The 11,012-nt window shown below is 48.0% G+C and carries 12 protein-coding genes; 10 read left to right on the top strand and 2 right to left on the bottom strand.

Annotated features, from left to right (window positions below; all coding sequences use genetic code 11):
- Nucleotides 1-23 precede the first annotated feature (23 nt).
- The 5 genes from nikB (at nt 24) to J2T19_RS27790 (ending at nt 3,826) form a co-directional block, all read left to right on the top strand.
- A complete protein-coding gene (gene nikB / locus J2T19_RS27770) occupies nt 24-968 on the top strand; it encodes a nickel ABC transporter permease subunit NikB (protein ID WP_307221653.1) in 945 nt (314 codons plus the stop codon).
- A 17-nt stretch (nt 969-985) separates the two neighbouring features.
- Nucleotides 986-1,795, top strand: coding sequence for a nickel ABC transporter permease subunit NikC (gene nikC / locus J2T19_RS27775; RefSeq protein ID WP_370874975.1), 810 nt, complete (start codon nt 986-988; stop codon nt 1,793-1,795).
- Nucleotides 1,796-1,864: 69 nt separating this feature from the next.
- Nucleotides 1,865-2,671: a nickel import ATP-binding protein NikD gene (nikD, locus tag J2T19_RS27780; RefSeq protein ID WP_307221656.1), complete on the top strand. Its 807-nt coding sequence runs from the start codon at nt 1,865-1,867 to the stop codon at nt 2,669-2,671.
- A 126-nt stretch (nt 2,672-2,797) separates the two neighbouring features.
- On the top strand, nt 2,798-3,598 hold the full coding sequence (nikE, locus tag J2T19_RS27785; RefSeq protein WP_307221673.1) for a nickel import ATP-binding protein NikE: 801 nt from the start codon (nt 2,798-2,800) through the stop codon (nt 3,596-3,598).
- An 87-nt stretch (nt 3,599-3,685) separates the two neighbouring features.
- On the top strand, nt 3,686-3,826 hold the full coding sequence (locus tag J2T19_RS27790; RefSeq protein ID WP_307221658.1) for a hypothetical protein: 141 nt from the start codon (nt 3,686-3,688) through the stop codon (nt 3,824-3,826).
- A 10-nt stretch (nt 3,827-3,836) separates the two neighbouring features.
- Here J2T19_RS27790 and J2T19_RS27795 read toward each other — a convergent pair whose 3' ends face one another.
- Both J2T19_RS27795 and J2T19_RS27800 read right to left on the bottom strand, forming a co-directional pair.
- A complete protein-coding gene (locus J2T19_RS27795) occupies nt 3,837-4,415 on the bottom strand; it encodes an NAD(P)H-dependent oxidoreductase (protein ID WP_307221660.1) in 579 nt (192 codons plus the stop codon).
- Between the two features lie 231 nt (nt 4,416-4,646).
- Nucleotides 4,647-5,237 carry a TetR/AcrR family transcriptional regulator gene (locus J2T19_RS27800; protein WP_307221662.1) on the bottom strand — a complete coding sequence of 197 codons (591 nt, stop codon included), beginning with the start codon at nt 5,235-5,237 and terminating at the stop codon, nt 4,647-4,649.
- 312 nt (nt 5,238-5,549) lie between these two features.
- Here J2T19_RS27800 and J2T19_RS27805 point away from each other — a divergent pair, with 312 nt between their 5' ends.
- The 5 genes from J2T19_RS27805 to abc-f all read left to right on the top strand — a co-directional run bounded on the left by J2T19_RS27805 (nt 5,550) and on the right by abc-f (nt 10,567).
- Nucleotides 5,550-6,521, top strand: coding sequence for a phosphotransferase (locus J2T19_RS27805; RefSeq protein ID WP_307221664.1), 972 nt, complete (start codon nt 5,550-5,552; stop codon nt 6,519-6,521).
- An 18-nt stretch (nt 6,522-6,539) separates the two neighbouring features.
- Entirely contained in the window at nt 6,540-7,538 is a 999-nt protein-coding gene (locus tag J2T19_RS27810) for a glycosyltransferase (protein WP_128103995.1), read from the top strand.
- Between the two features lie 59 nt (nt 7,539-7,597).
- Complete coding sequence (locus tag J2T19_RS27815) at nt 7,598-7,882, top strand: YesK family protein (protein WP_307221666.1); 285 nt, start codon at nt 7,598-7,600, stop codon at nt 7,880-7,882.
- 381 nt (nt 7,883-8,263) lie between these two features.
- On the top strand, nt 8,264-8,425 hold the full coding sequence (locus tag J2T19_RS27820) for a hypothetical protein (RefSeq protein ID WP_239291188.1): 162 nt from the start codon (nt 8,264-8,266) through the stop codon (nt 8,423-8,425).
- 96 nt (nt 8,426-8,521) lie between these two features.
- Nucleotides 8,522-10,567, top strand: coding sequence for a ribosomal protection-like ABC-F family protein (gene abc-f, locus J2T19_RS27825; protein WP_307221669.1), 2,046 nt, complete (start codon nt 8,522-8,524; stop codon nt 10,565-10,567).
- The last annotated feature ends 445 nt before the right edge of the window (nt 10,568-11,012 follow it).

Consider the following 11,012-nt stretch of genomic DNA (forward strand, 5'->3'; position numbering starts at 1 on the left):
TTGATAAAAGGGAGGAAGGTTTGGTGATCGGCTATATCGGGAAACGAATGATCGCGATCATTCCTATCGTTATTATCGCTACACTTGTTACATTCGCGCTGATTCATATCTCGCCAGTTGATCCAGCCGAGGCGTATCTAACGGCAGCGCATATCTATCCAACGCCGGAATTACTCGCGGAGAAGCGGCATGAATTCGGCTTGGATCAGCCTTTGCTCACGCAATATGTCAACACGCTCCAGCGAATCGTGCAGTTGGACTTCGGTACCTCATATCTAACGAACAAACCGGTCTGGGATGAGGTGAAACTAAGGCTTCCAGCGACGGCTGAATTAGCCTTATGGAGCATGTTGTTCTCAGCAGTAGTGAGTATACCGCTAGGAATTTTGGCTGCGGTGTACAAGAATAGCTGGATTGACATGGTCAGCCGAGCGATTTCCTATTTCGGTGCGTCGATCCCGCAATTCTGGCTCGGCTATCTACTGATCTTCTTTTTCTCTGTGAAGCTGGACTGGCTGCCTGTGGAGGGACGAGGATCGTGGGAGAGTCTCGTATTACCTACGGTTACGCTCTCCTTGGTACTGATCGCCGTGTATACCCGGTTGTTGCGTTCAAGCGTACTGGAGCAATTGGGGGAAACATATGTCCAGTATGCGCGAACACGCGGTATTCGTGAGCGGGTTATTATGCTGAAGCATGTGCTGAAGATTGCCATATCGCCACTTATTACGGGGATGGGAATGAATATGGGCAAGCTGCTCACAGGAACGATTATTGTGGAGCAGGTGTTTTCCTGGCCTGGATTCGGACGATATTTTGTGGAAGCTATATTTAACCGGGACATTCCCGTTATCCAATGTTATGTCTTCTTTGCGGCATGCCTGTTCATCGTATGCAATTTGCTCGTTGATCTGGTGCAGCTCTATATGGATCCACGGATTTCGGCGAAAGGACGGGCAGAACATTGATAAACAAATGGCGTGCGATGTTTAGAGGGCAAAGAGCCATCATGGTATGCTCGGTAGTTGTGTTATTTTTCTTCGGAGTGGCGTTATTGGCACCTTGGATTGCTCCCCATGATCCAGTGAAGGTGAATCTGCTACAGAAGCTGGCGAGTCCTTCGCTTGAGCACTGGCTGGGAACAGATCACCTCGGAAGGGATAATCTATCCAGACTAATCTATGGAGCGCGGGTATCTTTAGGTTTTGCAACGCTGATCTTCCTGTCTTCTTTAATCATTGGTGTGATTATAGGTTCAATCTCTGGGTACCTCGGCGGCTGGGTGGATAGTGTGTTAATGCGCTTCTGCGAAGGTATTATGGCCTTTCCAAACCTGGTGCTGGTGCTTGGTATTGTCGGTATCTTCGGTCCTGGTCTGATGCAGGTTCTACTCGCACTCATGATGGTACAGTGGGTGTATTATGCACGCATTTGTCGGAATATGGTTGTCAGTCTCAAGGAACGGAATTTCATCGCGGCAGCGCGTATTAGTGGGTCATCTTCGTGGACTATTATCCGTAAACATATTATCCCTAACGTGCAGCGTCCCATTGTTGTCATGGGTACACTGGAGATGGGCTGGGCGATTATGGATATATCTGCGCTGTCCTTTCTGGGGCTGGGTATTCAACCACCCAACGCAGAATGGGGCGCTATGATCCATGAGGGAACAAGCTATATTCGTAGCCATCCAGAGCTAATGATCTACCCTGGCGCACTGATCTTGTTGGTGGTCATCACCTTCAACATTTTAGGAGAATCCTTATCTGAGAAGTATGGTGTTTCGAAACGGTAGTTTTGAATGCTTCATGAAGGTCGAAGAAAATGAAGGCGAAGGCAAGCGGGACAAGGGGGAACAATAACGATGGTTGATACAGCGAAGGTGCTCGAGGTTCGGAATCTGCAAGTGAACCTACGAACAGCGAATGGCTCTGTTCCACTACTAGAGCCCATTCATTTTGAACTGGAGAAGGGGCGTGTCTTCGGACTTGTCGGTGAGAGTGGCAGTGGCAAGACGGTTACATGCAACGCACTACTCCATATGCTGGATCAGCGCAGGATGGAAGTGACCGGCAGCATTCGGCTTAATGGTAGAGAGCTAAGCTCATTATCCAGTGAGGAGATGCGGCGCATCCGAGGCAAGGAAATCGGATTTATTATGCAGAATCCGATGAATGCTTTTACACCTGTATTTACGATTGGTTCACAGTTCATTGAGACCTTGCGTACACATACGCAAATGACCAAAGCACAAGCCAAAGAGCAGGCTATATCTGCCTTAGCAGAAATGAATCTACCCGAACCTGCTAAGCTGATGAAACGATATCCATTCCAATTGAGCGGAGGCATGTTGCAACGGGTCATGATTGCGATCTCGATGTGTCTGCGACCTGCCGTGGTTATTGCCGATGAGCCAACGACTGCGCTAGATGTCGTTAACCAGTTGAAGGTGCTGCAAGAGCTGGATCGACTTCGTACCGAATACGGAACGGCCATTTTGCTCATCTCACATGATCTGGGCGTGATCTCACAGATGGCTGATGAAGTTGCAGTGATGCAGAAGGGGCGAATTATTGAGCAGGCAGAAGTACATCAGTTATTTGATCAACCGAAGCATGAATATACACGGATGCTGCTTCATGCTCGCCCGAGGATGTCTTTGGGACGATGAGCGTGACTGCTCCGTTCCGTAGGTGAACTGGAATAACGTAATATGTGAATGGTGGATGATATCCGGTTTCAACAGTTTTGTATCATGAGAGAGCTTATGCCGAGAATAAGAGAGGATGGTGACCTGATGCTTCAGGTATGTGAAGTAAGCCATAGCTATGGCAAACGCAACTGGCTGGATCGTTCGGGGGCACGTCCTCCTGTGCTGGCAGATATATCACTTACGATCCAAAAAGGTGAATGCCTTGGGCTGTTAGGTACAAGTGGGGCGGGTAAAAGCACGCTCGGCAAAATCATATTGGGGCTGGAGAAGCCTACCGAGGGACAGGTTTTGTTTCAAGGTCAGGATATGTACCGTACGAGCAAAACGGTGATGAAGGGGTTACGGCGAGATCTGCAGGTCGTATTTCAGGACTGTTACTCTGCTGTGAATCCGCTGATGACCGCCGCCCAGATCATTGGAGAACCGCTGGACAATTACGAGCGGCTATCCGCAACGGATCAGCGACGCGTGGTTGGAGAATTGCTTGAACAGGTGGGGCTTAAACCCGAGGATGCGAGCAAGTATCCACATCAGTTCAGTGGAGGACAGCTACAGCGTGTCAACATTGCTAGGGCAATTGCACTCAAGCCCAAGTTAATTGTGCTGGATGAATCCATAAGCAGTTTGGATATGGTGCACCAGACACAGATTTTATCTCTACTTGCGGATTTAAGATCGTCTTATGGGTTATCGTACTTGTTCATTACCCATGACATTCGAGCGGCTATGACGATCTGTGATCGCATTGCTGTGATGGATCAGGGAAGGCTGGTGTATTACGGCAGCGACAACGAAGAGATCGTGCAATCGGAACATCCGGCTGTGCGGCAGTTAGTATCATCGATTCTGCCCGAACATCCATCGGATCGCATTCCATTCAGCTGACGGATGGCTCTCGTATAGTAAGGTTAGCCAGTAAGTACTGGCTGGCCTTTTTTTGTGGTTTCTTTATGTAGGACTGAACTGAGCAGTATGACATCCAAGCTAGGAGTAACCATCTGGGGAGAGTGTGATAGTAAGAATGCACATATCCCAATGGAGATGCTGAAGCTTCTTCATCTGGATATCTCCCGTAGAATGGCGGCATGTCGTGTTACAGTATCAATCGTATAGAGCCTTCCTTTTATGTTAGCGTGCGTCCTAACTGCTCAATTTTGTCTAACCATTTCTTTCGCTGTGCCTCAGTCTGTTTACCCACTTGACCTACGGTTGTGGTTCGTACAGGCTTGATACCCGTGAGTCTAAAGGTGGAATATTTCATCATTTTGTGGGCAGGCTCGCCCTGGAACCATTTGAAGTACCAACTTGGACCATCCATCGTAGTGATCAAGCGAGCAGTGCGACCTTTAAGCAATTGATCTGGTAGGGGTTTGCCCTTTTGATATTTGAAGGCATAACCAGGCATGAAGATCCGATCTATGAAACCTTTCAGCAGAGCTGGAGGTCCTCCCCACCAGATCGGGAATACCCAGACCAGATGATCAGCCCATTTAATGGCTTCTTGTGCTTGCAGTAGGTCAGGCTCAAGAGGTAACTTATCACGGTATCCTCCTTCCAAATTCATGTTGAACTTTAATTCGTTCAAGGTGATCATACGTACTTCGGCACCTGCGGCAACAGCGCCTGTACGATAGGCTTCAGCGAGAGCGCCATTGTAACTGGGTGAGACAGGGTTACCCTGAATAATTAATACTTTTTTCATATGAAATGACACGTCCTCGCTATTTTAGTTAATAAACACTAACCTCATGTGCAAAAAAGAAAGGCCACGTATGACCCGTTAATCATTCACCCAATACTATTTATTTAGTGGGAAGTTGGAATGAGACATTTCTCTTTATCCTATGCAGCATTGCTATTATCCATGAAACATGGACAAGTTGTAGTAGCAGTCCTACCTAAGCAGACGTAATGAGTAGGCTCCACTCGTCCGTTATGCTTGAGATGCATCCCCCAGCATCGACATAAGACGATGTATCGTCTCGTCTATATAGGGGACGAGTCGTTCGGGTAACTGTCCTTGCATGCTGGATGCAGCCAAATGTGTTATGGCACCGATGATCATCACGCCAGTTAATTTTGAATCTTGAGTAGGCAGTTCGCCACGTACGATACCTTGATCAATCAAATCCATTAACGCATCCAGCGGTTGACGGTAACCCTCACTGCTTCCAACTTCAACGAATATTTCATGATTTTGCGAGATCAGCAGTAGTCCGTACGGATCTGTATCATGCATCTCTAATACTTCGGCAATTAATCGTTGAAAGCGCTCCTTGACCGTTCCTTCTTGACGTACATATCCATCGATTAAGGCTGTATAGTCAGCGCAGTATTGTGTAAAGGCTTCGAGCGCAACCGCATCCTTATTTTTAAAATGTTTGTAGATCGCCGCATCGGTTACTCCAGCGGCGTCACCGATCTCTTTGACGGAAATGCCGTCAACGCCTTTGGTCGCAAACAAGCGCATGGCAGCTTGTAGAATGTCTTTCTTTTTGCTGTCTGAATGAGGTTTGTTCTTCATGATTGAATAGTAAGTGATTACTAACCAAAAAGCAAGAGTAATGAAATTAGGTTAGGGTCATCCTCTACCTAATCTCTCTTAAACAATCACTGTATCCTGCGCTTGCAGACCAGCAAGACGAAAGCGTATGATGGACAAAACATCGAACCTGTAGAAACAGTTTGACGTATCAGCTTGAGGTGGATTCGTTGGACGGAATAGGCACGAGAGAGCGAATATATAAATTGAACGAAACATTTACACGTGTAAATATTCTTTAGTTTAACTTTATATAGATGGCTGCGGGTGGATGCACAATGGATGGTGGACATAATGAATAAAGACATACAAGCGCACGAATGGGTAACCCCCGAAGGTGTGTTGAACGAAGCTAATATTGTGGCTCGGGAGCAGTTGTACCAGGGGATGAATGGACGATATGTGGAGCGGTTCACCGTGTACACAGGAGAGAGCTACATCTTCAAACCTCTAACCCATGATGCACAGTATGGACGTGAACAATGGGTGGCTCAGCATATATTTCCCGAGTTAGCTTTACTTGTTCCGCAACTGATCGCATCATCCGCCGCAGGGACAGCCCCTGAACAGAGCTGGCTAATTTATGAGGATCTAGGACACCTGAGCCATGATTTGAGTGAGAATACGATGCTACTTGTTGCTATTATGATGGCCTATTGGCATACGCTATCCACAACGGCATGGACTGATCTGCCGCGAGTAGGGCAGAAGCCATCGATTCAGGATATGCTGCGTGATCTGCTTGATCATCAGCAAGAGACGCAGATACTGCTCTCTAACCTAGGGATGAGGCTCTCGTCTGCAAACTGGGATGATCTTACGTTGCAGATTCGTATTGCAGAGAGTCGTCTTCCACTCGTTCTGTGCCATGGTGATCTGCATCCAGGTAATATTGCCGAGGTACACGGAAGATTGGTCATTATTGATTGGGAGCATGCCCATCTGAATACACCCCTGTGGGATATGTATCATCTGGTGGATTTATCCCATCCGTTGTTTCCTAGATCGGTTACACCGCAGCTGCGGGAGCTGGTCATTACGGTTTATCTGGATCATTTACAGGAGTGTGGTGTAGAAGTTGATCCGGATTCTTTTGCAACATGGTATCATGCGTACGCATTTGTATTCTCGTTATGGATGCTGCGTTTAATTGATCATGATCTGAATAATGCAGATTGTATATGGCCTGAGGAGCAGCTTCGTGCGCAGTGGCAGGAGACGGCAGCAACGCTCCGTCAGTGCATGAACCGATTGTTCACGGAATAGAAATGAGGGGTATAGCACATGCGTAAAGTAGGACTTGTTATGCGTAAAATTCAATTCACAGAAGCTCAGGGGCCACGCGTGTTCGCGGATCGTCTGAAGCAGATTGGACTGGAGCTGGGTGTGGATATTGTCTTCATCTCTCCAGAGCGTCATGTTAGCGGATATGATTGGTTGCCAGGTTATGAACATGAGAAAGGCGACCTGGTGAACTATGATGTCGTGCTTGACCAGATTCATAGCCAAAATATTGAGCATGTCATTTATACAGTATCCGGATTTACATTCTTGAAGATGTTTTTGCCCAAAAGCGTACTGTTCCCACACAGCTTCCCTGACCCTGCACTGACGGGATACGAGATGATGAAGCCATTCTATACAATGGTAGATAAAGCGGTCGTTCAGACGGAGTTTTTGAAAAGAGAGCTGGGGCGCAATTTTGGTGTGCATGACGTGAACGTCATTCCAATTGGCTTCAATGAAGAACTGGCGCACCGCCATTACGACCCGAACCAGGTCGTGCATAACCGCGTGCTCTGGATCGGCCGAGATGAGGAGAATCGTCGACCAGATCTGGTGCTCGAATATGCTAGACAGAACCCGGACAAAGAAGTATACATGGTGTTTGGTGGTCGTCGCTACGAGGAGAGCATGAAGAAATACGACATTCCTTCCAATGTGAAACTGCAATTTGCGCTGACACAGGATGAGGTATTTGCCCTGATGAATTCCGCTAAGGTGTATTGGAGCTGTTCGACATTTGATACGTTTGCGATGCCTCTGACAGAAGCGATGGCGATGGGCAAAATGGTTGTAAAGCCAGAGCATGCTTGTTATGGTCATATTCGATCCACACATGCCTTTGCGGGCAATGAGGATAACTGGTTTGAGTTGGTGAATATGGCTGCTGCCGCTCCGCGGAGTGTGTCTGAAGATAACCGGGAGTATGCGTTTGGCGCCTTTTCGCGAACGATTATGAAGGAAGGGTACCGGAACTTTTTTGCAGATTGGTTGAAGTGAAGAATAGGAATATGCGCGAAGTAGAGAAGTAGAGTGGTGTCATTAAAAAGGAGGGCTTTATGGACGTAGTCATCTTGTGGACACTCGGTATGTGGGTAGTGCAGCTGCTGATTGAATGGCTTATTTACCGGGCGCAGAAGCGCCAAATGACGTGGATTCAGTCGATTCTGCCCTGCGTGGCTCTGCTCGGAGGTGCCATCATCATCATGATTAGCATCGACATTGGTGGATGGCCCGGCATCGGTTATGCATTGCTCGGCGCAGCACTGGGAACATCCGGACTATTAACGCTGATTACAGTGGCAATTACAGCTCTGGTGCTTCGACGTCGAGGTGGGAATTGATTTAGGTTCTTGGGTTTGCGTTCGCACAGCTACAGTGATGAGAGGTATGGTCTAGCCTCATACACGCGGAGAAATCGGGGGCTTTCGTGAACGTTATTATATAGATCAGGAGACAACATCGGGGCAAAAGGCTGGTTGCAGAGATATAGATGTCTGTGATATATTGACATTAATTGTGTGTTCAAAAAGGACGGTTTTCAGTACCGAGAAGATGGGATGAAGATAGAAATGGAGTAGCGGAGCGTAGGCAAAACTACGTGAGCAACGGACATTTCGGCTGAATTCCTTATTCGATGCTGAGATGCCATCAGGCATCCTACGTAATCAAAAGCGGATTTTTTGAACAACCTCATTTAATTATGACAAGGGAGGTGAAGACAGGTGAATCACCAGATGCTTAACAACCGTATTAGCCAGCTGCCGATCGCTATGGCTGGCATTGTTCATACTTTTTCCAACAACGGGAGAAGTCTGTCCAATTTTGAATATACGGAAGTTAACATTTGCGAGAAGATGCCTGCCTTGACCTCATTCGGACAATAAGCGTAATTGCTTGATTCGGAAGAGCCGCGGAGCTAACCTCTGCGGCTCTTTTTGTGTTGCGGTCAGGATCTTCCAATCCATAGGAGGAACCTTATTATGATGATCATTAGCGCGCAACAACTGACACAATACCACGGAGCACACCTGGTGCTGGACGGCATAACTTTTGAAATTATGGAGGGCGACAAGGTTGCTCTAATCGGCCGCAACGGAAGCGGCAAAACAACGCTCATGCGTTTGATGGCCCGGTTAAACCAGCCGGATGAAGGGCAACTCATGATCAAGAAAGATACCCGAACTGGTTACGTAGCTCAAGTCCCGGAAGGGATGGAGGACTACACCGTGCTAGATGTACTGAGTCTTGGGTTCAGGGAGCTTATGGCATGTCGCACGCAAATGAAGGAATTGGAGCAGCAGATGTCTGATCCAACATGTGCAGCAGATCCCGATCAATTAGACCGCCTGTTGAAACGATATGCTGCCCTTCAAGAGCAGTTTGAACGTGAGGGTGGTTATGAGATGGATGCCCGAATTGATCAGGTGGCGGATGGTTTGGATTTGGCTAAGGCACATTATGATTGGCGTTTTAGTTCGTTATCTGGTGGAGAGCAGACTCGAGTGGTACTGGCTTCACAGTTGATCGTAAGACCAGATCTGTTATTGCTAGATGAGCCGACGAACCATCTGGATCTGGAGCGGGTGGAGTGGCTGGAGGGATTTTTACGAGAATATCCCGGTACGGTGGTTCTCATCTCACATGACCGATATTTCCTTGATCGGGTTGTCACCCGAACGCTGGAGCTGGAGGATGGTGAAGCCCAGACGTCTGCTGGAGGCTATACGGCGTATATGAAGGTGAAGGAGCAACGGCTGTTGCAGCAGTTTGAAGAATTTAAGGAACAGCAGAAGGTCATCAAAAAAATGAAAGAAACAATCCGCCAACTGGAAGAATGGGGACGTGTAGGCGGTAACGAGAAATTTTTCCGGCGAGCGGCTTCTATGCGCAAAGCGCTGGAGCGTATGGAGCAGGTGAAGCGACCTGTGCTGGATCGGCGAAACGCTGACTTCGACGTCCGCCCTACAGACCGCACAGGTAAACGGGTTGCGGTGCTGGAGCAGGTGGAGAAGGCATATGGAGAACGTCTAATTTTATGTGGAGTAACAGGTTTGTTGGAGTATGGCGACAAGATTGCTCTGATCGGCCGGAACGGTTCCGGGAAGACAACGTTATTTAAGTTGTTGCTTGGTGAAGAACAGCCTAATGCCGGCAAGCTGGAATGGGGCGCACGCGTTGACGTAGGGTATCTGGCTCAACAGGAGGAACCGAAGAATCCGAAGCTGAACGTGCTTGAATACTTCCGGTTAGAAGCTGGAGTAGAAGAAGGAGAAGCGCGAGGAATCTTGGCTCGTTATCTCTTCTATGGAGCAGACGTATTCCGCTCCGTCGGGCAGTTGTCTGGTGGGGAGTGGACACGTCTCCGATTAGCCCTGTTGGTTCAGCGCAAACCGAATGTGCTGCTCTTGGATGAACCAACGAACCATCTGGACATTGCCTCTAGAGAAGCGTTAGAGGAGTCGCTCGTGGATTATGAGGGGACAGTGCTTGCAATCTCACATGATCGGTATTTCGTGAATCGTCTGGCTTCCCGTGTCTGGGAATTGGAAAATGGACAGATGACCGCTTACCTCGGAGACTACGAGGCTTACCGCGAGAAGAAGCTTGAACGGAAAGCTCGTTCAGGTGACATGGCTAACTATGTAACGGGAGCATCCTCCCGTAGCAATGCTGCTTCGCCCAACTCTGGGAGGAAGTCCGAAACAGCTTCTACCGTGAGCGAAGCTATGGAAATGGTTAAGAGTAGCGGCAATAGTGATATCGCAACAACAGAAGCGAGTAACGTGTCTACTTCAGCCGGAGCTTCTTCTGCCACTACTGCCAACCGTGGCAAGAGCAGTGACAGTACACGAACTGCGGAGAAGCTAGAGCAGGCAATGGGTCGTCTTGAAGCGCAGATTCAGGGCTTGGATCAGCAATTAGAAGCTCTCCAGCACAACCCGGTTGAGCTGGAGAGCTTATGGAACGAGCGTGAGCGATTGTCGGCTGAATATGATGGACTGTTAGAACAATGGGCGGGGCTGTAGGCCAGACCGAGCTTTAACTAAGTTAACCTGTTAGCATAGCTGTCTTACGACGCAAGATAGCTAGGTTAAAGATTTATTGACGCTGTATAGAAGGCAAGGTGGAAGCAAAGGGGATATCCCACAAGTCATCAATATGACGAGGGATATCCCCTTTATCGTGATCATCATTTAATGAACTGACACACGTTATTTGCTCCCATATTCTCGGATCTGAGATCTAACGAATCACAGCGGCGTTACTTCGTCGATACAGTCAATTTCAAAGGTTTTTACACGGTTATATGACGGAATAGCGTTACTGAGGTTCGTTAAATCTTGCATACGTAGATAAAAGGCTTAATAAGATGTCATCTGGACCTATGTCAAGAAAGTAGACACTTACGCGACGGATTTGTCCGTAAATTTCTTCGCAAAACGAGCAGGGGAAAGATAACCTAGCGCACCA

Source organism: Paenibacillus tundrae (assembly GCF_030812775.1).
In the GTDB taxonomy this organism is placed as follows: Bacteria; Bacillota; Bacilli; order Paenibacillales; family Paenibacillaceae; genus Paenibacillus; species Paenibacillus tundrae_A.